Source organism: Corynebacterium sp. EPI-003-04-2554_SCH2473622 (genome assembly GCF_001665955.1).
GTDB lineage: Bacteria > Actinomycetota > Actinomycetes > Mycobacteriales > Mycobacteriaceae > Corynebacterium > Corynebacterium pseudodiphtheriticum.
This window is the reverse complement of sequence record NZ_LZMN01000084.1, coordinates 89,163-113,926: the sequence shown is the minus strand read 5'-3', so window position 1 is coordinate 113,926 and position 24,764 is coordinate 89,163. Positions and strand designations below refer to the sequence as shown.

General features: G+C 58.2%; 13 protein-coding genes and 2 pseudogenes. 3 read left to right on the top strand and 12 right to left on the bottom strand.

Annotated features, from left to right (window positions below; translation table 11 throughout):
* From A5774_RS10440 to rplN, 11 genes and pseudogenes are all read right to left on the bottom strand, one after another.
* The gene (locus A5774_RS10440; protein ID WP_064834705.1) at window positions 1-10,908 is read right to left on the bottom strand and encodes a non-ribosomal peptide synthetase; all 10,908 of its coding nucleotides are present in this window, start codon (window positions 10,906-10,908) and stop codon (window positions 1-3) included.
* Window positions 10,909-11,030: 122 nt separating this feature from the next.
* Window positions 11,031-12,449, bottom strand: a complete 1,419-nt coding sequence (locus A5774_RS10435) for a lysine N(6)-hydroxylase/L-ornithine N(5)-oxygenase family protein (RefSeq protein ID WP_064834704.1) — start codon at window positions 12,447-12,449, stop codon at window positions 11,031-11,033.
* A 100-nt stretch (window positions 12,450-12,549) separates the two neighbouring features.
* On the bottom strand, window positions 12,550-14,181 hold the full coding sequence (locus A5774_RS10430) for an ABC transporter ATP-binding protein (protein ID WP_231892419.1): 1,632 nt from the start codon (window positions 14,179-14,181) through the stop codon (window positions 12,550-12,552).
* 70 nt (window positions 14,182-14,251) lie between these two features.
* On the bottom strand, window positions 14,252-15,973 hold the full coding sequence (locus tag A5774_RS10425; RefSeq protein WP_231892418.1) for an ABC transporter ATP-binding protein: 1,722 nt from the start codon (window positions 15,971-15,973) through the stop codon (window positions 14,252-14,254).
* A gap of 75 nt (window positions 15,974-16,048) precedes the next feature.
* A complete protein-coding gene (locus A5774_RS10420; RefSeq protein ID WP_023018957.1) occupies window positions 16,049-16,276 on the bottom strand; it encodes an MbtH family protein in 228 nt (75 codons plus the stop codon).
* Between the two features lie 233 nt (window positions 16,277-16,509).
* Window positions 16,510-16,680, bottom strand: a pseudogene (locus A5774_RS11100) (uS17 family ribosomal protein); the annotation flags it as partial.
* A gap of 237 nt (window positions 16,681-16,917) precedes the next feature.
* Window positions 16,918-17,798 (bottom strand): annotated as a pseudogene (locus A5774_RS11095) (transposase); the annotation flags it as partial.
* A gap of 29 nt (window positions 17,799-17,827) precedes the next feature.
* On the bottom strand, window positions 17,828-18,784 hold the full coding sequence (locus A5774_RS11090) for a helix-turn-helix domain-containing protein (protein ID WP_023018953.1): 957 nt from the start codon (window positions 18,782-18,784) through the stop codon (window positions 17,828-17,830).
* 151 nt (window positions 18,785-18,935) lie between these two features.
* A complete protein-coding gene (gene rplE / locus A5774_RS10395) occupies window positions 18,936-19,487 on the bottom strand; it encodes a 50S ribosomal protein L5 (RefSeq protein WP_018121289.1) in 552 nt (183 codons plus the stop codon).
* A 3-nt stretch (window positions 19,488-19,490) separates the two neighbouring features.
* Window positions 19,491-19,805: a 50S ribosomal protein L24 gene (rplX, locus tag A5774_RS10390; RefSeq protein ID WP_018121290.1), complete on the bottom strand. Its 315-nt coding sequence runs from the start codon at window positions 19,803-19,805 to the stop codon at window positions 19,491-19,493.
* On the bottom strand, window positions 19,806-20,177 hold the full coding sequence (gene rplN, locus A5774_RS10385; protein ID WP_023018952.1) for a 50S ribosomal protein L14: 372 nt from the start codon (window positions 20,175-20,177) through the stop codon (window positions 19,806-19,808). It abuts the gene before it with no gap.
* A 433-nt stretch (window positions 20,178-20,610) separates the two neighbouring features.
* Between rplN and A5774_RS10380 the strand changes: the two genes are divergently transcribed.
* The 3 genes from A5774_RS10380 (at window position 20,611) to A5774_RS10370 (ending at window position 23,621) form a co-directional block, all read left to right on the top strand.
* Entirely contained in the window at window positions 20,611-21,633 is a 1,023-nt protein-coding gene (locus tag A5774_RS10380) for an iron ABC transporter permease (protein WP_023018951.1), read from the top strand.
* On the top strand, window positions 21,630-22,724 hold the full coding sequence (locus tag A5774_RS10375; protein WP_023018950.1) for an iron chelate uptake ABC transporter family permease subunit: 1,095 nt from the start codon (window positions 21,630-21,632) through the stop codon (window positions 22,722-22,724). Before A5774_RS10380 ends, A5774_RS10375 begins: the two co-directional genes overlap by 4 nt.
* A 96-nt stretch (window positions 22,725-22,820) precedes the next feature.
* Window positions 22,821-23,621, top strand: coding sequence for an ABC transporter ATP-binding protein (locus tag A5774_RS10370; RefSeq protein WP_023018949.1), 801 nt, complete (start codon window positions 22,821-22,823; stop codon window positions 23,619-23,621).
* Between the two features lie 7 nt (window positions 23,622-23,628).
* Here the strand turns inward: A5774_RS10370 and A5774_RS10365 are convergent, their stop codons facing one another.
* A complete protein-coding gene (locus A5774_RS10365) occupies window positions 23,629-24,606 on the bottom strand; it encodes an iron-siderophore ABC transporter substrate-binding protein (RefSeq protein ID WP_064834702.1) in 978 nt (325 codons plus the stop codon).
* Window positions 24,607-24,764: the final 158 nt, after the last annotated feature.

The following is a 24,764-nucleotide window of genomic DNA, read 5'->3' as shown; positions in this document are numbered from 1 at the left end:
CTACGAGCGCGCCTGCACATACTCCGCCACGCGCTCGACCGTCCGCAGCCCATAGAATTCACGCACACCGACCTCCACGCCAAGCTCTCCACGCAGCAACGCACAGAGCTTGATAACCGCCATGGAGTGCCCGCCCATGTCGAAGTAATCAGCATCCGCCGGCACGTCCTTGGGCTCAATATCTAGCGATTCGGCAAACAGCTCCGCCGTGATCTCCTCGGCTTCGCTCGCCGGTTCGCGCCCCTTCTCCCTGATCCTTTCTCCCTCACCCAGTGCGGCAAGATCGGTCTTTCCATTCGACGTCATCGGCAACTCACCCACGATCGACCATCGGTCCGGGATCATGTAGCTGGGCAGTTCCTCGCGCAATGCATTGCGCACTCCAGTCAGGAAACTCTGCCGCTCCCCTTGATCCGCATCGAGCAGTTGTGGGGCCACGAGGTGACAGGCCAGGAGTGTGGCGTCGGATATTCGAACAGGAATGGTCACGCAGTGGAGGATTCGGGGATCAAGGCCACGGGACACGACGGCAGAAACGTCGCCGGGATCCACGCGGTGACCATGGATTTTCACCTGATCGTCGCTGCGTCCGAGGTACTCGAACATACCATCCGAACGCACGCGAACAATGTCTCCTGTGCGATACATCCGCTCACCCGGGGCGCCCCACGGGCAGGCAACCATGGAGCTGGCGGTGCGGGCCGCGAGTCCGTGATACTCCTGTGCCAAGCCGCTGCCCGCAAGGTAGAGTTCACCCGGCGTTCCTGCAAGAACGGGACGCAACCACGGGTCCAAAACGAACGCCGCCGTGCGGTCCACTGGCGTTCCGATCACGGGCGTGGGGCTCTCATCCGTGCCAGCACCAAGAGCGTTGATAGTGTACTCGGTAGGTCCGTAAAGGTTGTATCCGCGCACGGCATCGGCATTTTGTAATGTCTCCCATACCCTGTGAGAAACTGCCTCGCCGCCCAAAAGCACCAGCCGCGGGCGATGCGTGTCGGATTCCAGCATCCCCTCCGCGAACAGCTGCTCGGCAACGGTCGGGGTGACGTTGATGACATCCACCTGATGCGCGCGAATGGCCTGGACCATGGCCGCGGCATCGCGTCGCAAATCCTCAGAAAGGATCCGCACCTCATGGCCTTCGACAAGCCAAAACAGCTCTTCCCATGACATATCGAAAGCAAAACTGACGGCGTGCGCGATCCGCAATGTTCGTCCATCAGCAGCCGCTGGCGCGAAGATCTTGCGCCGGTGATTGTCCAACATGTTGTGCAGCCCTCGATGCGTAATCACCACGCCCTTGGGTTTTCCTGTCGATCCAGAGGTATACATCAGGTAGGCAACGTCCCCAGGCATGGCCACAGGTGTGTGGGTGGCTGCGTAGGAATCGGCAGTGGTGACGTCAACGCAAGGAAACGCACCGATCCGCTCCATGCGCTCCCGAGAACCCGAATCCACCAGCGCGGCTGCGGGCTGGCTGTCCTCCACGACCACCCGGAGCCGCCCATCGGGGTGCGTCAGATCAAGCGGCACGTAGCGCACCCCCGCCCACAGGGCTCCCAGCAGAGCCGCCACCGAATGCGCGGAGCGTTCCACCGCAATTGCGACAGTATCACCGCTGTTCACGCCGCAATTCTTGATCTTTTCCGCAATGTCGGAACAGCGAGCCATCAGCTCACCGAACGTCCACTGTTGGGCGTCATCCACTACCGCGATGCGATCCGGGAAGAGTCGGGCAGTGTCCAAGAGCTCGTCCGCGATGGTGCGATCAATACCTTCAGCCTTCTGCCAGGAAGCCACCTGCGCGGTCGAGCACTGCCAGGCAGAATGCACCGCGTGGGCTGGCGCCAACTGGAACAACTGAGCGAGCGGAATATCTGGTTTATCCACAAACGCTGTCAGGACTTCGGTCGCGGCCTTCAGCACGGAATGTGCTAAGGACTCATCTATCACATCGTGGCGGAATTCCAGCTTGATGGCCAGCTTCGGCCCCGGGGTGAATACCCAGGTCAAAGGGAAGTGTGTGGAATCTTCCGCGCGCTCCTCCACAACACCGTGGCGTTCCCGAAGTTCCGCGGCTGCTTGCGGATCGAGGAAATTCTGCACCACAACCATGGAATCAAACAGCGTGCCCACACCCAGCTGCTGCTGGATAGCACCAAGATCCGCAGAATCGTGATCCATGTCTTCGATGCGCTGGCGATGAACATCCTGCACCAGTTCTTCTATGCTCTGGCCAGGCCTAGCTGTCACTCGCACTGGCACGGTGTTGAGCAGCACTCCCACCACATCAGCCATGCCAGGGTCACTCAAGACATCGCGGCCACTTACGGACTGGCCAAACACCACATCTGAGTCCCCTGTGATAGCCCCCAAGGCCACGGCCACGGCTGAATTGGCCACGGAGGTCAATGTCACAGCCTGCGCCCGGATCTTTTCCTGCAGTGCGCCGGTCAGCTCCTCGCTGACCTCAGCAAACATTTGGAGAGGCAACTCGTTACCAGGGTGCTCTGAGGAGATCTCCGCGGCCTGCGGCGCAACCAGCGTAGGTTGAGGCAACTTCTCCAAACGATGTACCCAATAGTCGCTATCTGCCTGTTCTTTTTGAGTGTCAACGGACTCGAGCAGGACGTCGGCAATAGACCAACCGCGCGGAGCCAACTCTCCCGCACCCTGCCTGTTTGCAAGTCCGGACCTCAACGACAGCCTCTCGAGGAAAGTTTGCAGCATTACCGCGCGCGACCAACCATCGACCAGAACCAGGTGGTAGGTGAGAAGCAGCGTGTCGCCAGGCTGTTCGGCACTTCGGCCAGAGACGATGGTTGCCTTCGCCAGAGGCACGGATGCAAGATCGATGCCCGAGCTGCGATCAGCGCTCATGATCTCCTCGAGATCCCCATCGATGGTCTCGACGGGAAAATCGATGTCTTGTCCATTCCATGGCAAAATCTGCATAGGCTGGCCGGAAGCATCAGTGTGAAACGCCGCCCCCATGGCTGGATGCATGGTCACTGTGTCCCGAAAGGCTTCCACAACGGCGTCGGCATCCAGTCTCCGGTCAAACGTCAACACGGTTTGTGCGACGTAGGCTCCAGGTGCTGCCACCTGCGACTGGAACCAAATTCCACGCTGGAGCACACTCAGCGGAGCGCTGCGTCCTGAGGTTTGCTCGCGGCTGACATGCTCCTGCAATTCGCGAGCTACCTCGCCGATGGCGCTGCGCAAACGCTGGACGGGAATCACTGAATTCGCCACGGAAAGGTCCATGCTCACAGCACGCTCACTAGACCAAACATCTGCCTCCACCAGGTAATTCGTCCACTGGCAGGTGGCATCGCCCGGCGCGTGAATGACAGTACCGGTCTCTCCCCGTCCGAGGTAGTTGACCAGGATCTGTGCACCGTGGCTCAAAGTTCGCTGGCCTTGCGGGTGTGTGTATCGCAGTGCCTGATAGGTGCGCCGGTCCGGAGCTGCGCCTTCCTCGTGGAGCGCGCGCATTTCCGCTGCGGCACGCGCTGCATCCGCTGGATCAGCCAACGGGAGCTCCACCGGCGCGATGGTAGTGAACCACCCAAGGGTTCGACTATAGGAATGATCGGACGGACGTCCGTGGCCTTCTACGTCCACGGCCCAGCTTCGCGCGTCCGTGCCCATTGCCCGTGCCACCGCGACGGTCACCAGTCCTGTCACCAGGTCTTGGACGTCCACACCCATCACTTCAGGCGCAACGCTCTGCAGAACCTGCGCGGTCTGTCCATCAATGCTCACTTCGAGCTTGCTCACGTGATCCGTACTCCACTGGTTCGAGCCCTCGACGGGCCTAGGCAGTGCAGCCAGTTCACTCCAGTGCTGTACATCCTGAGCTGCTGCTGTGTGGGCATCATAAAGTTCTTGCAGGCACAGATCCCTGTAGCTCTCGTGCTCAGGGAGAATCCTGCGCCCTGCGAGCGCATCGCGCAGATCGTCTTCCAAAATCATCCAACTAGCGCTATCGATCACCGCGTGATGGGCAACGGCTTTAACATACCCATCCACGCACCCGAGCACCACGCTACAGCCAGCGGCGATATCGATGTGATCGATCAATTCATCCACATCGAGCGTCCGCACAACCATAGGCCCATCCCCCTCAAGACCAACGAAGCGTGTGAACGCGGAGCTGGTGTCCACGCTTGCACGAAGCATCGGATGTGCCTGCACAACCTGCTGCAAGGCCCGTTCCAGGTCCTCCACAACGACTGGCCCCAAATCCAAGCGGCGTGCCTGCACAAAGCGGTCGCTCATTCCTCGTTCCATCTGCCGACGTAGCATCGCTGGAACGGGGAAAGTTCCGGAGATCTCCGCGTGCTCATTCTTGGGCAAGGCTTCTTCCTGGCTCTGCTCAGTTTCCCGTATATTCTTCTGGCTTGCCTGTGTCGTAACCCGCTCGGCGATCTTGCGCGGCGTGCGTCCCAAGAAGAAGTCTCGCGGAGTCACACTGAGATCAGCGCGCGACAGCGCATGAGTGACACGGATGGCAAGAATGCTATCCCCACCTAAACGGAAGAAGTCCGAGTCCGACTCCACCTCGGCGCGGTCCAAGCAAAGCGCATCAGCGATTGCCCGCGAGATCACCTCCACCAGATCCGAAGTGCCTGAAATCTTTCGAGCGGTAGGAACCTCTCCCAAAAGATCCAGGATCGCGTCCTCATCCCGCTTGCCATTGATGGTCTGCGGCACCTGCGTACTCACCGCGAATAGCTGCGGAATCATATAAGCAGGTAGTGCATTTCGGGCCGCTGTGGCAGCCCGGGAGGTAATCTCCTTGGCATCGGCACCAGAATCTGCAATCAACAACGCACCCGGCACCTGCCCCTCAGGCAGATCAACGACCACCACGGCAGCCTCCCGCACACCACTGACCTTCTCCAGCGCACCCTCTATCTCCCCCAGCTCCACGCGATAACCGCGCAGCTGTACTTGCCTATCGGCGCGGCCCACGTAATCCAGATGCCCGTTGTTAAGCACCTTTGCCATGTCATTGCTGCAGTACATCCGCGCGCCACCACCAACGAAAGGATCAGCCACAAAGCGGGAGGCCGTGGTAGAAGCAAGCCCCCAATAACCGGCGGTTACCTGCGGCCCGGCGACATAAATCATGCCAGTCTCTCCAGCCTGTACTGGCTGCAAGCGCGCGTCCAAGACATAGGTGCGCACCCCGTCCATCGGACGGCCGATCGGACTGCGAGCCTCCCCTGAGTTCTCGGAGCATTCATGTGCTGTGACGTGCACCGTTGTCTCCGTGATGCCGTACATGTTGATAAACCGAATGTTCGAATGTGCACTGCAGTAGGTCGCCGCCGCACGTGCCTCCAGAGCCTCGCCGCCGAAGATCACCGTGCGCACCGCAGAGTCCTGCCCAAGGTGCGGCTCTAACGCGGCAAAAGCGGTGGGAGTCTGACTCAGCATCGAAACTCCCTCGGCACTCAGCACACCTGCGGCATCTTCAGGCGAGCGCATTAGGGCATACGGCATTACCACGGCACGCCCTCCGGAACTCAATGCTGCCCACATCTCCCACACCGCAAAGTCGAAAGCAAAACTGTGGCTGATAGACCACACGTCCTCCTCCGAAACCTCCACGTGGTTGCGGGCATTGCGCAGCATCGCGGTCACGTTGGCGTGCGTGACGGCCACTCCCTTCGGCCGCCCGGTGGAGCCGGAGGTGTAGATCACGTAAGCGATGTCATTGTCACGGGCCACGCTTACCGACCGATCCGCAGTTGGCTTCGCTTCCCCATTCATCGTCTGCTCACTTAACACGAGGACAGGACAACTCACCAGCTCGGAAACCATCTTTTCCGCGTTGGGAGACACCAGCACGGCATCAGGTTGGCAATCCTCCAGGATCAATTCCACCCGCGCCTGCGGCGACAGCGGATCCACGGGAACGTAGGTGCCGGCTGACATCGTGGTAGCTAGGATGGCCGCGATCTGCCAAGCATCGCGCTCCATGAGCAGGGCTACTCTTGGTGTGTGGGTGGAAACCTTCTGGTCCAGTAGAGCGCGTATACGCCGCGCGGCATCATCTAGTTCTTGATATGTCCAATGCTCCGAAGCGCCGTCTTCTCCGATACTGGTCAGGGCGGGCCGGTCGCTGAAGTGCTCGAAGCTGCGTCGCCACAAAGAAGGAAGCGTGTCCGCCGCGAACCCCACACTAGTCGTCGCTCCGGACTCCACACCAGGCACCGCACCCAAAGCCTCTGCAACTTCACCCACGGTCGCCACGGCACCGGATTCAGACAGCAAACAATCCACACTCGCCGCGAGCATCTGGGCGATGCGCTGGGCACGTACCTCGGTGATTCGTAGCGGATCGTAGATCAGGCGCAGTGGGTACTCGGCGGAAGGGTTAACCACGATGGACAAGGGAAAGTGCGGCGCGCCATTGTTGCGCACGTCGACGACCTGCAGTGGGGAGCCGGGGCATCCCAAGTCTTGTGGAGACAGCGGCACCTCCACCACCATCAGAGTATCCAGCAGTTCGCTGGCATTGGTTCCCAGGTCGCGGGCAATATCGGCCAAACTGACATGCTGCACATCGCGGACCTGATTGTTGTGATGGACCATGGCGCGCAACATACTGGTCACGGGCAAGGTGGGATCAGATTGCCCCGGAGCGATCACCGGGATGGTGTTCAGCTGCATGCCCACAGCCTCTGTCACACCAGGAACGGGAATGTCACGGCCAGAGACTGAGGTAGCAAAAACCACGTCAGCCCCCGGTTCGCAACCCGCCAAGGCGCGAAGGACCATCCCCCACGCCGCGTGCACCACATCCGGCAAGCCCACACCTGCTGCCCTAGCGCGCTCGGGCACATCAATAGTCCGCGGATCGTCTACCAGCAATTCCCTGCGCTCGAGCGAACTCGTAGGATTCGGGCACAGCACCGTGGGGCGCACCTCGCGCATTTCCTCACGCCACACGGACAGATCGGCTTCCTTGTCTCTGCGCGCCACCCATCGCACGCTGCCGGCTATTCCGGCTTGCGGGTCATAGCGCGGGATCTGGGCATCATCATCCCGGTAGATCTCCAAGAGATCCCGCAACATGATGGGCACAGACCACCCGTCAGCGATCAGGTGATGCACCGTCTGGATCACCGCGATGTACTGGCCATGCACCTCACCATCGGCGCTAGTCGGGGTCACAACGGTCCATCGCATGAGCGGCTCGGGCAAGGCATCACCGAGGGGCCGCAAGCAGATCCCCTGTGAGAGGTCGTCAGCGGCAATCTCCTCCGCATGCTGCATGAGCCACCCCTCCAATCCAGCACGGGCCAACTCAGGTTCAGCCAACTCAGCAGGCACCGTCGCTTCCTGGAAGTTCACCTGCAGATGCTCGGCAATCCCCGGATCAATCACGGCAACCACATCGCCGCCGTCGGTTTCCCAAGGACGCGCGCTTAGTGCGGGGTGGCGTCGGATCAAAAGACGCGCAGCACGAGCAAATCGCTCCCGGTCAAATGGCTCGTTGCACTCCACACGCAAGACCTGCTGCTCCACATACGAGCTTGCCGATTCCTCGAACAGCGAATGGAAGTACATGCCATGCTGCAACGAGGTCAGAGGCAGCACGTCCTGCAACTCTGCGGATCCCTGCGCGGTGATTCGCGCCAGGTCCGCGGTGTTCACGGGAGCGGGGGCAACGTCGCCCAGGGACAACACGCCGTGATCGGCAAGCGTTGCCACCTCGCGCAATGCCTTATCCCAGTGCGCGACTAGTTCGTCGATCCGTTCGGTGGAGATCCTGCCTCGCGCCCAGGAGATCGTAGTCCGCAAGACGTACCCCTCGCCGGTGTCTTCGGCTATCGCATTGAACTCCAGCTCGCGGACCAACGGCTGGTCCGGGTCACGTTGCTCGCCGAGTTGTCCGGTAGAGCCAGCGGGAGCGAAATCGTGTGCACCTGCGGAAACACGCCCCAAGTAGTTGAATAGCACCTGTGCCTGTGGAGGGATCTTCGAAGACTGGTGCAGCCAAGTGTGGGCCTGGTAGGGCACACCGTTGCCGGGGATGGCAGCGAGTTGGTCTTTCACCGCGTTGAGAGCCAGCGCCAACGGCGCAATGTTACCCCCGGCCGCCGCGGAATCTTCTTGCAGTACCGCCCGGGTGGGGTCGATCAGCATGGGGTACAGGCAAGTGAACCAGCCAACCGTACGTGAGAGGTCTGCTTCCCTGCCCTGTGCCCCGGGAACGAACCGCGTTTCGCGGCCGTGCCCCTCCATCTCCACTAGGGTCCATGTTTGTTTTTCCAGGCGCCAACGCGCTAATGCCACGCTCAGGGCCGTGAGCAATACGGAATTCGCTCCCGTGCGGAAGGCCCGGGGTACCGCCCCCAGTAATTCGCCCGTGATCTGCACCGATGCCTCATGTACCAGGCTGCGTTCTTCACGAACTGTGGGCGCATTCTCGGGAATATCTGCAAGTGCTGGCACCTGCGGGTCCCGCAGAGGTTCATCCGCACTCGGCAATGGGGGCAGGGAACTATTGGAGTCCTCCACAAACTCGCCTGTATCAACGGCAAGCTGCAACAGCTGCGCCCATCGGCGCAAGGACGTCCGCTCCGGCGCGAGCTGTTCCCCGCGATACGCTGCAGCGAGGTCTTCGCCGATAATATTCCAGGACACGCCGTCAACCACCAGGTGATGCACCACCAGGCGCAGTCTGCCAGGCTCTAGTCCGGTAGCTACCACCACTCCGTGTGGCGGATCCAGCAACGAGGAAAGCGCATCGATGTCCGTCGTGGGTCGGATAGGCACCCCACCCTCGGCAGGTTTCTCCGGGATCTCCAAGTGCAACGGATTCTGATGCACGCGCGCCCGCAGCGCGGGATGGACTTGCAGTAGCTCTCCAAGCATTCGCCCAGCCAGTTGCTCGTCCACGTCTTCTGGCACGGAAAACTCCACGGACTGAATGAACCCGTCCACGTGTTGGGTGATGGCATCAAACCAGCGCAGAATCGGCAACGAGTGCACTTCACCTGTTGGCTCATCATCCGGATCGTGCACAAAGGCTTCGCGCTCTTCGGCGCAATGAGCCAATTGCTGTGGAGTGCGCGCAGAAAAAATATCGCCCACACTGACCTCCACCCCGCGCCTTCCCAGCGCCGAAACCAGAGTGATGGCCCGCAGGCTATCGCCGCCGATATCGAAGAAGTCCGTCTCCGCCCCCAGCGCGCTGACCTCCAATGCTTCAGCCATCGCCTCCGCGATCAGGGCGACGGTTTTCCCATCACGTTCAGCATCGGCCGGAGCGTCTGTGAGCGAGTTCCAATCCGGTTCTGGCAACGCCTTCCGGTCGACCTTCCCGTTGGCTGTCCGCGGCAACTCGTCCATGACTGTGATAATCGCGGGCACCATGTATTCAGGTAGTTTTTCGGCACACCAACCACGGATGGCAGCACCATCGAGGCCCGCAGTCACAGTCACGTAGCCTAGCAGTCTCCCCTCCCGGGCAATCACGCTCGCCACCTCCACATCTGGGTGTCCCACCAGCGCGGACTCCACGTCCTCCAACTCCAAGCGCATGCCACGGATTTTGACTTGATTATCGGCTCGCCCCACGAATTCCAGTGTGCCGTCGTTGTGCCTGCGCACCAGGTCTCCTGTGCGGTACATCCGGGTTCCGTCCGACGCAAACACGTTAGCGACAAAGCGGCTGGCCGTGAGCCCTGGGGCATTGATATACCCCTTAGCCAGAAGAAAACCGGCCACATAGAGTTCGCCAATTTCTTGGTGTGGAACCACTCTTAGCTGCTCATCGAGGACGTACAGCTGACAATTCGGGTTCGCCACACCGATGCTCGTGTTGAGGCGATCCTCATCGTCACGGTAGATGACGTGGGAGACACCAATGGTGGCTTCCGCTGGCCCGTAGCCGTGGTACAGCGGAATAGCCAGCTGCTGGCGAAAACGACGGAACAGCGCCTGGGTGAGCATCTCTCCGCCACACCAGACATGCCGCAAGCTGTCTAACAGATTCGTACCTTCGGCCTGCTTGAGCATGACGTCGAGAACACTCGAAACTAAATACGCAAACGTCACGCCCTCTCGATGGATAAGGTGGGCCAAACGTTGGGGATCTTGCTCTACACCTGGCGCAGCCACAACCACGCGGCCCCCACAGACCAGCGGCAGGAAGATTTCGTTGATGGAGATGTCGAAGGCCAGCGGAGCCTTGAACAGAGAAGCATCATCACGGCCGAAGAACAGGATCTGATCGCGCTGCCAGAGCAAGCGCTCCACGATCGCGCCGTGGCGGATCATCGCGCCCTTTGGGCGGCCGGTACTGCCCGATGTAAAAATCACGTACGCAACGCTTTCCATGGCTGGCGGGGTGAACAGCTCGCGAGTGACATCGAGGTCGAATAGTGCGTCATCAGTAAGCACGCAATTGTCTTGCGTGAGCACAAAGCTCAGGCTGGCATCGTGGATGACGGATTCCCGGCGCGCCTGCGGCCACGAAGGATCCAACGGAACAAAACTGCCACCGGCGAGCAACGTGGCAACGATACCTACCACCATCTCCGCGCTGCGTGGCAACGAGATTCCTACACTCTGCCCAGCGTCAATACCCTGTTTCTGCAAACTATGCGCCACGGATGTGGCGTGAGCGACGAGTTGCGCATAAGTCAGTGTGTGCTGGTCATCCACCACTGCAGGCGCATCCGGGGCCTCCTGCGTATGTTGCAGGAGCAAGCTGATCAGGTCAGGGCGATCGCGGTCCTGATCCGTGTCATTCCAAATGCGCTGTTGGGCGATCCGATCTAGTTCACTGTGGCCATTGCAGATGGCGGAGCCACCATCTGGAGAAGCGAGAGTATCGCCAGAGGAATTCGGGGTGTGAGCAGACGATCGAGTGGGCACTAAGAGCCTTTCGGTGATTAGGAAAATAGGAAATCAGACGCGGATTGCGAACACCGAGCTAGATGTCAGCCAACGTCGAGTTAGGTGTCAGTCAATGTCGAACGGAGCACAATTCAGGAAAATCAGCCCGCGATCAGATGCGAAGAATCCTGATGATCCTCCGAGCAGAGATTTTCATCCGCGTGTACACGATGTGTGCGCTGCTGCCCCGTAATGGCCACCACCAGTTCCCCGGAGCGCGTCGCGATGTTGGAGAGCAAGGTGGAACCTAGTCCATGCGTAGCCTCGGTAGCTCCCTGCACGAACAATCCAGACACTCGCTGCCCGTTAAGCACGGCGCCATAATCTCTGGTGACGGTGAAATCGTCACCTCCGTGATTATCGGTGTGAATCCCCGTAAGACCACGAGAACTAAAGCCCGTGGCGCACACCACCACGTCAAAGTTTTCGGTCACCACATCTCCGGTTACGCGGTGGCGAATGTCCACGTCAACGCTGCCGTCGGAACAATTACGCGCACTGAGCACTTCCGTGGTCCGGCGAATATCGAGCCGCTTGCGCCCAGTGACGCTTTCCCGATACTGACGATCGTGCAGCTCATTGAGAAGCTCAGATTCCACACAAGCGTAATTGGTGTACCGATGGCGGATCAACAACTCATTGCGGATCGTATCAGGCGCGTAGAAAAAGTCATCAACGGCATCCGGGTCGAAAACCCGATTAGCGAAGGGGCTGTCATCGGCGAGGATAAAGCCATAGCTGTTCAGGCTGCCCGTGATGGTATCGATATGCGGGCAATCGTGGAAGAACCGGATAGCCTCGGCTGCGGACTGGCCCGCGCCAATCACTAGTGCACGGCGAATATCCCATCCACTGTTCAGCAATTTCTTGGTACGTGGGAGCAAATCGATGTTGTGGAAGATGCGCGAGGTATCCAAGGAGCTGTCCTCTGCCCACGCGGGCATCTTGGCTTCCAGGCCACAGGCAACCACCACATTGCGGCAACGAATGGACTCCGCCCGCTGAGCATGCTGTCCTTCGGATTCACCGTTTCCTAACTTCCTGCGGATGTGCACTACAAAACGAGCTCCGTCTGCGGCCTGTTCTGGAAGCATCTCGATGGAAGTCACGGTGGTGTTGTACTGCGTGTCCACGGTGATATGATCCGCGATCCATCGGAGGTAGTCAGCGAATTCCACGCGTTCCGGAGTGAAGGTTTGGCGGTTAATGAAATCAACCAAGCGGCCGCTGTGATGCAAATAGTTAATGAAGCTGAAGCGGCTTTGCGGATTGCGGACTGTGACCAGGTCTTTAAGGAAGCTGATCTGCATGTTGGACCCATCGAGGAGCATACCTGGGTGCCAGTTGAATTCCGGGCGGGCTTCCACAAAGAGGGCATCGAGATATGGGGCTTGCTCTTCGATAGCTACTGCGAGCCCGAGGTTTCCGGGGCCGATTCCGATTCCCACTAGGTCGCGGACGGAATTTTCTTGGGTGCTGCGCTCGGCGGTTGTGTGAGCTTGTCGATCAATGATAGTCACTGTGGCTTCTCTGTAGGATACGCCAACCAACTTCTTAAGGCAGGCAATACATAGGTTAGACTAACCTAAATCTAACTGCCTGGCAACCCCCTGCCGAGAATTAATCACCCCTCGTCCGCAAACTCCCCGCTAAGAGCTTCACATCAACTACTTCCTCAGCCACTGATTGGAAGGCTCTTCCCGCACACAGGACCACCGTGGTACGCCCGCGGCGAATGTCTCGCACCGCACGAGCCACTTTCATGCCGGAAATTGAATCCACTGACGAGACCGGATCAACCATCACCAACATCTCCGGATCAACCAAGAGCGCTCGCGCTAGGCCAAGCCTTTGCCGCTGGCCACCGGAGAGATTGCGGGCGCCTTCGGTCAGCTCGTAATCCAATACCCCGGCAGCATGAGCACCTCCCGGCGCAAGTTCATCGAGCCCCAATGCGCTGAGGATTTCCGCAGCATCTACCATCCCGCCTTCTCCGGAGCTCCGCCGTACAGCCTGCCCCACGGTGTCGCCAAACAAGGCAGGCCGCCTGGGTTCGGCCAGTACAGCGGAACGCACGTCGCCTACCGAGATCTCGCGGATGTCTCGCCCACGGATCCAAAGATGCTGCGTCTGCGGATCAGTTGGGGTGCCGACTTTCATAGACTCCCCCGCGACTAACGCGTCCACCAGAGCATCCGCCCATGTGGCTGAACAGTGCACCACCGTCAGACGCTCTTCGACGAACTTCACTGAAGCCTGGTCTAACTCCGCAACATCGCCGTTTCCACCGCACGTGGAAATAGCAGGTGTGCCGACCTGAGCAGGTGGCACGCTCAGCCCCTCACGGAGCTGCTGGGCTTCCGCCACGCGCTGCAACCTCCGAACGGAAGCCCTCGCCAGCCCAATAAAGCGCGGCATTCTGCTGCACTGTCGCATCGGCTCCGCGATAAATTGCGACAATGCCACCACGGTGACCAACTCCCCCAAAGTCACATCGCCAGAAATAGCCCGATAGCCCGCATACAGGCCCACCGAGCTCAGCAACAGCACATTGCTGCCCATCGCTAAGGCTTCATAACCTCCACTGACCCACGCAAGCTTTCGAGCGTCTGCGCACGCCAGTTCCGATTTCCGTGCATATCCTCGGTAGGCAGGATGTGCACCAGCCACTCCAGCGATCACTGGCAATCCTTGCAAAATGTCCGTCATGCGCGCGGTCACTCGCGCGAGCAAAATTTGTTGCCGCTCCGCGCGCCGTTCAATGATCTTCGACAGCTTATGCAGAACCATCAGCACCACCGAGCTGAGCACCAGCACCACCACACCCAACGGCAGATCAATCAGCGCCAAAACGATCGTGCAGAAAATGGCGCCCACCAGCGCACTGATCCCCACTGGAACCACTTCGATGATGTCTACCGCCTGCACCACATCTTCGCCCACCACCGTGGGCAATTCTTGGCGAGGCAGACTGTCCACATCATCGGGCTGCCCACCATGACTTACCACCTGCGAGGTGATACCTGCCCGCAGTTCACATACGTTCCGAGCAGATGTAGCCTGCAGGATCCGGAATCCGGTCTGCCAGCTCAAAGACACCGTGGCCAGAGTGGCGCCTAAGGCAGTGATTCCGCCCACCAGATGCCACACGTTGTCGCTTGCGATAAGACTGTGCGCCAACCACCCCATCAACACCGCAATCATGGCTTCTGCCACATGGTAGATGCTCAGCAACAAGCCGCTCAGAGCCATAGCACGAGAATTTTTTCTGACCAGCCCTCGCAGGCTCACCACCTTGTTGTTTGACACCCGCCTGCCACCCCTATTCATTCCACGCAGTCCACATGTCGGCGTACGTTCCACCACTAGCTGCAAGCTCCTTGTGCGAGCCCGTTTCCACCACGCGCCCGCGCTCCATCACCACCACGCTATCCGCGGTAGTCGCCTGGCTGAGCCGGTGGGCAATCACCATCGCCGTCCGTCCGCGGATCGCCGCACGCGCAGCATTTTCCAAGGACATCGAAAAGGCCTCATTGGGTTGCTGCGTTTCCTCGAAGTAACCGTCGTCTTCAGCCGTTGATTCGTCAAGAATGACGACGCCAGCCCGCGATAATGCCACCCTGGCCAGCGCCAGACGTTGGGCCGCCACCGCATCTACATGCAGGCCTCCTTCGCCCAACATCGTGTCCAGGCCGTGCTTACTACCATGGGACAGGGACGTGCACCAATCTTCAGCACCAATTCGGCGCAGCGCATCCCATATTTCTGCATCGCTGGCACTTTCGGCCGCCAGCAGGAGGTTATCGCGCAGACTCATCGCAAAGACGTAGTTCTCCTGGGAGGCAACGCAAAATAGCGAGCTTCTTTCTCGTGCGCTCATCTCCACCACATCGCGACCATCAATGGTGATCACACCCGGCTCTGTAATCTCGAGGGTTCCAGAGACAATTCCCGCCACTGTAGACTTACCTGCTCCCGATCCACCAACCACGCATACCGAGCGCCCCGCAGGAATCTGGAACGAGAGGTCATGCAAGATCTTCGGCCCGTTCTCGTACTGATAATTCAGTCCATCTACCTCCACAGATGGGAATTCCCGAAGCGTGGAGTGGCTTTCAATCGGCTGTGGAGTATGCGCACCCACGGAATGAATAAGTCCCACGATACGACCCAGGGCTGCTCCGCTACGCTGCAGTTCATCAAAGGTGAACAGAATCGTGCCGATTGGCACGAATTGACGATGGAACAGAATCAACGCAGCAGAGATCTCGCCCACCGACACCAAATCCTCGCGGAAAAGCAACCAGCCGACGATCGACAAAGCCGATAGCCCCACGAACTCCGCGAAGTTTTCCCGCGCCACCAGCCCAGAAAACACACGAAATGCAGCGATCGATTCGTCTCGCGATGCTTGCGCGTAGCGCCTCGTAAGACTTTGACGGCTTTCCACCAGTCGATGCGAACGCACCGAGCGAATCCCTTCCATAGAACCTTGCAAGGATCCGATAACACCGGCTTCCAGTTCGCGCTGGCGTCGATACAAAGGGGCAGAACGAGGGAGATACCACCGCAACCCCAGGGCATAGAACGGAATCCCGCACAGCCCCGCTAATGCGAGGCGCCAATCCAACCCGCCGATTCCTGCGCTGGCCACCACGACCATCACCAGCGCACTCAGGGTTGATGGAACTGATTTGCGTGCACTGCTCACTAGCGCGGCAACATCCGCACCAACTCGTCCCAACACTTCTCCCCGTCCCAGGGATTCTACCGTCGTGGGCGGAAGATTCAGCACTGCAGCGACGGCACGCTCGCGCAACTTGGCCACCAGCCGGGCAATAGTCACGCCTGTCAGTGCCTCCGCAAGGCCAGCGACTACCGCAGTACCAACGCATGCCGCGATAGCCCACACGATCACCTTCAGCACGCCAGACTTCCCGTCACCGGCTGCTACCGCATCGATGACGCTGGCCAACAAATAGATGGGAACCAGAGAGAGCAAAGCGCCAGCGAAAGTGAACAGCATCGCACTTACTGCAGGCATAGCGGTGCAACGAAGCAACCGACCTATTTCGGCAATCGACCGACGAGGAGTGGCGCTAGGAAGTACAACACTCACTTATTCGTGAGGCTTTCCTACCGGTTGCAAAGTCGTCCACTCGCGATCGATGAACTCCATCGCCTCGTCCCTCGATACCCCACCGTCTACACCACGGGAGAGATCTCCGAGTGCCACCGTCCAGCCCTCAGGCACAGCGGCGAAACTGGGCCATAACGAGTACTCTCCCTTGTCGTTGATCAGGGCAAAAAAGCTGCCCTGTTCGTCATCAAACGGGTTGCTAGACAACACGCGCTCCTTATCTCGTAATGCGGAAAATCTGGTTTCGTACCGACTTGAGCGAAGTAATGACACAAGTACAGCAAGCTTGAATAATCTTAGCTTAACCTAACAATAGCCGAATGGGAAGGGTATGGATAACACTAAGACCCGCTATAGGCGATTGCCTAGCCGGTCTATACTGCGGATTTCCGCCTCACCAGGGCCAACTAAAATCCACACACCGGCAAGTACCGGAAATCCTAGAGAAAACTAGCGCGCCTCTCGATGATCTCAACGAGACGAAAGCGCTTGTCCTTGGACAGCGGACGGGTCTCCTCGATGCGATCGCGGTCGCCGACACCGGCGGTCTCGTTCTCATCGTGATCCTTCACGCACGAATCGGAGCGCATGATTTTGCCGTACAACGCGTGGCAGTGAAGGTGGTTCCCGCCTCGGATATCGATACGTGGGAGGAAGCTCAATCCCACGAATTCGGCATCGCGGAAGGTGCTGCATCATGGGTGGGCGCCCGCCAGCCCGTGGCGGTTGTTGCTCACGCTATCTTCACGGAACGCCTCGCGCGCGCCATCCCAAAGTATCCACATCTGGGGGATGTTCTTTCCGAGGATGTGCATGATCCAATCTCCGTTCCGCACTATTCTTGGGGATGCGTCAGTATCGTTGGGAATTGCCCCCCTGTTACGAGTGACTTTACGCAGCCTAAGCATTGAGCGATTCGATCGAGTTCGTGGTGTAGAGCACCCGCCGTGCCGCCGGCGGGAACTGCAGAAACAGTACCAACCGGTCCCAAGCATCACACCAGACTTTCACCGATTGCGGGTATTTACGACCCAGTTCACTGGCCTTAAAAGCATCCAGCCTGGCACGGGCCGTGTCCTCATTTGCAGCTGTGTAGATATCGCGTAGCATGCCAGAGACGGTTTGCGGTCTTGATACAACACCCACCGTTTAACAACTCGAATCAGGTGCACAATACAGTCTGCACCATGGAATTCAGCCAGGTTGCCTCCACAGCTTCCGGCAGGCCTTATTGACCACACGGTGGCCATCGCGGATTTTCACGCGGAGCGCGTCGAGGAAGATCACGGGGGAGAACTCGTCTAATTGGCGGTTTTGCCACACCATGACCTCATCGGTAATCGTGCTGATCGTATCCGGGCTCATATCCACACCAAGGGTGGTGGAAAGATGGTGGCAAATATCGCGCACGGTCATCCCCCGGCGTAAAAAGAGATAATCATGTCGTCGAGTTCTGTGAGCCGATGGGAGCCTTTGGGCACCATCGTTGGAGCAAACGTGCCGACACGACCCCTCGGCATGGCCGTATCCCAAATGCGTATCCATCTCCGGCTGCAGACTAGTGTTGATCGATGCCTGCAACAAACCTTTTACCAGGTCACTTGCATCATCAGCAGAACTCGACAGCTCGCCGATCAAGCTAGCCAGCTTAAGGTTTTTCCATCAGCTTCTCGCTGATTTGGTTGCCCCTTGTCGGGTCATGGCCTTTCTTCGGTGACACAGTAGTCATTATCGGTGAAACTCCTTCAGATCAAAGCCTCACACACAAAATTCCTGACACCCTCCGATAGGCAGGCGATTGGAAATCTCCTCAGGTGACCATTGTGCCCGCAATTGTGCGCATACATAGTCCCATAACTTTTTGTCAGCCAACAGTTTCGGTATTTTCGGCCACAGCCTACGCGCACAAGCTTTTAACTGGACTGTTTCTGCACGATACGGGTCTTCAGCACTGTGGTTTCTGCGTACTTCACGCTGAATTGACGAGGCACTTCGCCCTAAACAGCGTCCGATCACACGCAACGGCACATGCTCACGAAGAAGATCGGCGATAAGAACGCGTTCTTCAAAGCAGATATAGCGATTACTGATGCGTTTATACGGATCCACCCCGCTAGGCAAGGCAGGAGAACGAAGACGTCCAGATTCGACGACATCATGGCGTTGACGCAGCGCTTTCATGAGTCTTTTATACGTGGTGGCGTCCTCACCGACGGGTATGAACTCTTCTCGTGGCCTATTGGATTTGATGAGTCCTTTTTCGAAAGCTAAACACGCTCGACGATGAATTTCTACTGGAACACCGGCATCACCAACAGGCAGACTCGCCAGGCGAAGACGTAGGTATTCCACCCTCAACTGTGTCTGGCGGGCTTTCCGGACATACCGGGTTAGACGGATATGGCACCCAGCTTCTATAGCAATGGCATAGGCAGCGGTTAGATGCATCCCGCACCTACAGGCGGCTTGGTGTACCGAAAGTCCGTATTGGATTAGCTCTACAAGTTGACAAGCTTGGTTACCGCTACGATCAGCTCGTTTGGCTTTATACACAACTGGCAATCCATGGGCATGGCAAAAATTCAGAGCATGCACGTAATGACAGCCAAGCTCACCAGCAGCCGGACGAACGCTATGCCCACTGTCAACCATGGCGACCAGGCCACGACGATCCGATTCAGACAATGAGTGGTACGGGCCAACAACTCCAGGCACAACAACACCTTCTTAAGGGAAAGTGTTGCAACGCCCCTCTGAACTGACGCAGGGCTTAACAAAAAATCCTTCTGCGCGACAAGCACAGAAGGATTTGATCATTGATGACCAGCTATTTGCCCCGTACACAGGACAATAACGCAGTAGCCTACTACTTGAATGGGAATCCCAGCTCACGAAGTAGTGCGCGACCTTCATCGTCGTTGGTAGCGCTGGTAACAACGGTGATATCCATACCACGTGGACGATCAACCTTGTCGATGTCGATCTCGTAGAACATAGTCTGCTCAGACAGACCGAAGGTGTAGTTTCCGTGGCCATCGAACTGCTGATCGGACAAGCCGCGGAAGTCACGAATACGTGGCAGCGCGATAGTCAACAAACGGTCCAAGAACTCCCACATGCGGTCGCCACGCATGGTGACGCGCACGCCAATTGGCATACCTTCGCGCAGCTTGAAGTTCGCGATGGACTTCTTAGCGCGACGCAGCTGTGGCTTCTGACCGGTGATCAGAGTAAGGTCCTCAACCGCACCGTTGATCAGCTTGGAGTCGCGAGCAGCGTCGCCAACACCCATGTTGACAACAACTTTGACAACACCGGGGATCTCCATGACGTTCTCGTAAGAGAATTCGTCATTCAGCTTGTTCTTGATTTCGTCGCGGTAACGGGTTTTCAGACGTGGAGTGTAGTTGTCGCTCATGCCTTAAATATCCTTCCCGTTGCGACGAGCAATGCGGACTTTCTTGCCGTTCTCGTCAAAGCGGTAGCCAACGCGAGTTGGGTTACCGTCAGAATCGAGCACCGCGACGTTCGAGACGTGGATTGGTGCTTCCTGGGTAACGATTCCGCCAGACTCGGCGCCGCGCTCCGGCGCAGAGTTCGCAACGTGCTTCTTGATGCGGTTGACGCCCTCAACCAAAACCTTGTTGGTCTTTGGGTATGCCTCAATGACCTTGCCTTGCGCGCCCTTATCTGGGCCCGAAATGACCTGGACCATATCGCCCTTATGTACCTTCACCTAGATCACCTCCGGTGCGAGAGAAACAATCTTCATGAACTTCTTCTCACGCAGCTCACGAGCGACAGGCCCGAAGATACGGGTACCGCGTGGGTCATTATCGTTGGAACGAAGAATGACAGCAGCGTTTTCGTCGAAAGCAATGTAGGAACCGTCCGCACGACGGGTTTCCTTCTTTGCGCGAACGATGACGGCGCGAACGACGTCACCTTCTTTCACGTTTCCGCCTGGGACTGCTTCTTTGACAGTAGCGACAACGATGTCACCAATGCCTGCGAAGCGTCGCACGGATCCGCCGAGGGCCCGGATGACGAGAATTTCTCGTGCACCGGAGTTGTCGGCGACCTTCAGGCGCGATTCTTGTTGAATCACAGTTGGTCTCCTGACCTGGATTAATGTGCGAAAAGATTTCCGTCCTGATCGCACTCGGTCTTGTTCTTGCAGCTACCTGATGCTTGTCGACGAACACACCACAGAAAAAGTCAGTGACGGTCGAAGGGTCTCGGCGGTTGCGATTCGGAAACGCATCACAAATCCGCCGACCTGCATCGGCAACCCTGCCATTCAACCACAGCCTGGGATGATTGTTCAACTCAGTTCGCGACTTGTAGCTGCGGCCGTGCCGGTGGTCGCGTCCGGGATAATTTGCGCAATCGATGCGCGATAACGCATATCTAAATCAAACAAATAGCCTAGGCATGGCTAATCCACTCCTGAGAGGGTAGGCTGTCCAAGTTGAAAGCATTTCGGTGGCAGGTCTCGACGGTCAAAAACTCTCCGGCCTGCTAAAAACGAAGGATGGTTCATGCAGGCACCTGCACTTTTTGCCCGCCGTACGCTGGGCATGCTGGCGATACTCGCCGCCATCGTGGTGATGATCTGCTTCAGCATCGCCCTCGGCGCTAACCCTTTGCCCTGGGGTGAAGTCTGGAATGGCCTGCTCGCCCGCGATAACTCCGAAGCCGCCATCATTGTCTGGACCCTGCGCATCCCCCGCACCGTCGTGGCGATCGCGACCGGCGCGGCCTTCGGCGTGGCGGGTGCTCTCATCCAGGCGTTAACACGCAACCCACTGGCCGATCCCGGCATCCTCGGAGTCAATGCCGGCGCCGGATTCGCGGTCACCTTAGGCGTCGGGTTTTTCGGATTGACCAGCATCAGCGGGTATATCTGGTTCGCCTTCCTGGGCGCAGCGATCACCACCGTGGTGGTTTATTTCATTGGCTCTGGCGCATCGTTAGGCGCGAGCGGCAAGGCAAACCCCGCGACGTTGGTGCTAGCCGGTGTGGCTTTGGCGGCGGTGCTTTCTGGAATCACACAGTTTCTTACCCTGATCGACCCCGACACTTTCCAAGCCATCCGCAACTGGAGCTTGGGGTCTGTTGCCCGCGCTGACCTCTCTGATACCGCTCTCGTCGCACCATTCCTCGCGGCAGGTTTGGTTCTCGCGCTGGCGATTTCGTCGTCACTGAATTCGATTGCGCTTGGCGACGACCTCGCTGCTTCACTTGGCACCAAAGTCGTGCGTACCCGCGTGCTGGGCATCATTGCAGTCACGCTGCTGGCAGGTGGTGCCACCGCACTGACGGGCGGTCTGGCTTTCGTCGGTCTGATGGTTCCCCACGTCGTACGGTGGATAGTCGGCCCGGATCAGCGCTGGATCATTATTTATTCAGCGCTGGCAGCACCCGTGCTGGTGTTGGCTTCCGACGTCATCGGCCGCATCATCGCGCGTCCTGGAGAAATTGAAGTCGGCATCATCACTGCAGTGGTCGGCGCACCAGTGCTGATCATGCTGGTACGCCGTCGGAAAGCGAGTGGACTATGAGTACACAGTCTCAGGACACACAAGCACCTGCGTCGGTGGACCCTGGCTACCGCAAACTCGTCGTGCGCACCAGGTGGGTCTCACTGCACTTCCCTACCCGCCTGCTACTGACCGCGCTGGGCTTGTTCGCCCTAGCTGTGATCGGAGCGATCGCGGCCATCACTCTCGGCGAATATCCACTGGATTTGGGCGAAGTGATAACCGCCTTGTTCAGCGGCGGAGATGGTTTCGATACCACCATCGTGCGCGAATGGCGCTTACCCATCGCCGTAGCCGCCGTCGCCTTCGGTGCGTTACTTGGCATCGGCGGGGCAATTTTCCAATCACTGACCCGCAATCCGCTCGGCTCGCCGGACATCATCGGCTTCGATGCGGGTGCTTATACCGCCGTCGTCATCACGATGCTGGTGATCGGCACGAGTAGTTTTTGGTCGATCGCCGCCGCCTCCATTATCGGTGGCATCATCACCGCCTTAGCGGTCTACGTCTTGGCGTGGCGTAAAGGCGTACAGGGGTTCCGGTTGATCATCGTCGGCATTGGCATCTCCGCCATGTTGACATCGTTGAATTCGTATCTCATCACCCGCGCCGATGTGGAAGAAGGCATGCAGGTTGGTTTTTGGGCAGCCGGATCCATCACGAAAGTGACCTGGCAAGGTCTGCTGCCCACGCTGGTGCTCGGCGTAATCGTCATCATCGGTGCTGCAATACTGTCGCGTCCGCTACGGCACTTAGAGCTTGGCGACGACGCCGCGACGACGCAAGGCTTCGAAGTCAACCGTGCGCGCCTGCTGCTAATCGTGGTGGGGGTTGCTACCACTGCGCTCGTGACAGCAGCTGCCGGACCAATTTCGTTTATTGCATTGGTCGCACCGCAAATCGCGCGCCGATTAATGCACACCGCTGGGGTTTCTCTCCTCGGCGCCGCCGCTATGGGCGCGGTGTTGTTAACCGGAGCGCACGTATTGTCGTTGATTATTGCCACGTTCTACCGGCAAATTCCGGTCGGCTTGATCACCGTCGTCATCGGCGGCATGTACATGTTGTGGCTACTGATACGCGAATCTAAGCGACATTACGGCACCGGCTGACAAAGAAGGATCCACCTCGGCTCACACCTTGCTGTCCACTCACTAACCCACGCGAACTCCCCCACACATACTCCCCCACTCTGAGAAGCAATAACGATGAACTCTACTGCTCCACGTCTCCGCGTCGTCAATGCCACCGTCGGTTATGACACCGCCACCATTTCCCGCGATATCAACGTCGATATCCCGGATAATTCCTTCACCGCAATCATCGGCCCGAATGGTTGTGGTAAATCAACCTTGCTGCGCGCATTTTCGCGGGTACTCACCCCATCGCAAGGTGAGGTGCTTCTTGATGGCAAAGCCATCGCCAGCTTGCCCGCTAAACAGGTCGCGCGACAGTTGGGGCTATTGCCGCAGTCTTCTAGTTCGCCAGATGGAATTCGGGTGGCTGATTTGATTGCGCGTGGGCGTGCTCCTTATCAGAGCCTGTTTCACCAGTGGAGCAAGCAGGATGAGCAGGCTGTCGCTGAGGCACTGGCCGCTACTCGTTTGGAAGATATTTCAGGGAAATTGGTAGCTGAATTATCGGGTGGGCAGCGCCAGCGCGTGTGGATTGCCATGTTGTTGGCACAGCAAACTCCGATCATGTTGCTGGACGAGCCAACTACGTTTCTGGATATTGCGCACCAGTACGAATTGATGGAGCTCATGCGCGATTTCCACGAAAGAGGAAAAACTATCGTCGCGGTATTGCACGATTTAAATCAAGCAGCACGGTATGCCGATCATTTGATCGTGATGAAAAAAGGCGAGATCGTGACCACCGGGGCCCCCAGTGAAGTATTAGACGCCCAATTGGTCGAAGACGTCTACGGTTTAGCGGCAATGGTGGTCCCCGACCCCGTCACGGGCACACCGTCCGTGTGCCCGTTGGACCCCCGAAAGCCTCGCTAGCGCGAGTCTATTTCGTGCTATCACTGGGCTTTTCAGTGAGCTTCTCAGTGAATTTACTGATGGAATATGGGATGGTGCGAGGGTTCGGCAAGGACATGGCGGTCCCGGTGAGGTCATCGAAGTAAAAGACGTTGCCGTTTTTCACGGCATCGATGTTTTGGAATGCCTCCAGGGACTTAATCTTGTCGGCTGCACCTTCCCAGTCCACGATGAACAGGTAGTCGACCTGGTTATATTCGCTGAAATTTTCAGCCGCGATGGTCCGGTAGAATTCGCCGTCGGTTTCTTGCAGCTCCTCCGGAATGACAAAGCCAAGGTCTTCGATGAATTGCCCACGACCATCACCAGAGGTGTACAGGCTCAGCTGGTTGTCGGATGGCAATGCGATGGCCGCGGTTTTGCCCTGCAGTTCTGGGTGGTCCTCCCGGAAGTTCTCGAAGGCAGCATTCGTCTCGTCGATAAGCTTTTGGCCTTCGTCTTCTTTGTCCAATGCCTTGGCGATGGTTTCTACTTGCTTTTCCCACGGAATTTGCCAATCGCTATCTTCTGCGGAGTGCAGCGTGGTCGGCGCAATGGTTTCGAATCTCTTCTTGGTTTCGTCATCAATTGAGTGGTTGACCGCGATGATCTTCGTGGGGTCAGTTGCCGCTATCGCCTCGATGTGCTGTTGATCGAAGCCGGCGGAAGTATCGCGGATCAGGGTAGGCTCAGCGTCACCCAATAGATCTTCCGACCACGGTCCTACCCCATCGTTGGAGCCTGCCCACGGGGCAATCGCGACTGGGGTCTCGCCGAGAGCCAGGACCGTATCGGCATCGCCCAGGCCGACTGCCGCAATTCGTTCTTCCGAAGTGGCCTCCATCTTTTCGTCAGAGCTATCTGCGCTGTCGGCAGAGTCTTGCGAGTTCGAGCATCCTGCGGCGAGCAATGCAACGCCGGCCAGGCTCGCGGTTACTGCGGTTTTGATGCTAAAACGGCGGAACATCCATTCGCCTTTCGTCGTGTTTCGTTGAAATCGGCTGAAGTCAACTCAGATTAGCCTATCATGATATGGATGCCCTAAGTTACAGAAAGACCCCGCAAAGGCAAGCCAATGCGGGGCATTCGGGTAGGTCGTAAGTTAGCTAACGACCAGGCGTCTCA

Excerpts from the sequence above, each read along its gene's own strand:
- A5774_RS10430 (WP_231892419.1), bottom strand. The coding sequence starts at position 14,181 with ATGGCTCTGAGCGGCTTGTTGCTGAGCATCTACCATGTGGCAGAAGCC.
- A5774_RS10425 (WP_231892418.1), bottom strand. The coding sequence starts at position 15,973 with ATGCCTGCAGTAAGTGCGATGCTGTTCACTTTCGCTGGCGCTTTGCTC.
- rplE (WP_018121289.1), bottom strand. The coding sequence starts at position 19,487 with ATGAGCGACAACTACACTCCACGTCTGAAAACCCGTTACCGCGACGAA.
- A5774_RS10380 (WP_023018951.1), top strand. The coding sequence starts at position 20,611 with ATGCAGGCACCTGCACTTTTTGCCCGCCGTACGCTGGGCATGCTGGCG.
- A5774_RS10375 (WP_023018950.1), top strand. The coding sequence starts at position 21,630 with ATGAGTACACAGTCTCAGGACACACAAGCACCTGCGTCGGTGGACCCT.
- A5774_RS10370 (WP_023018949.1), top strand. The coding sequence starts at position 22,821 with ATGAACTCTACTGCTCCACGTCTCCGCGTCGTCAATGCCACCGTCGGT.
- A5774_RS10365 (WP_064834702.1), bottom strand. The coding sequence starts at position 24,606 with ATGTTCCGCCGTTTTAGCATCAAAACCGCAGTAACCGCGAGCCTGGCC.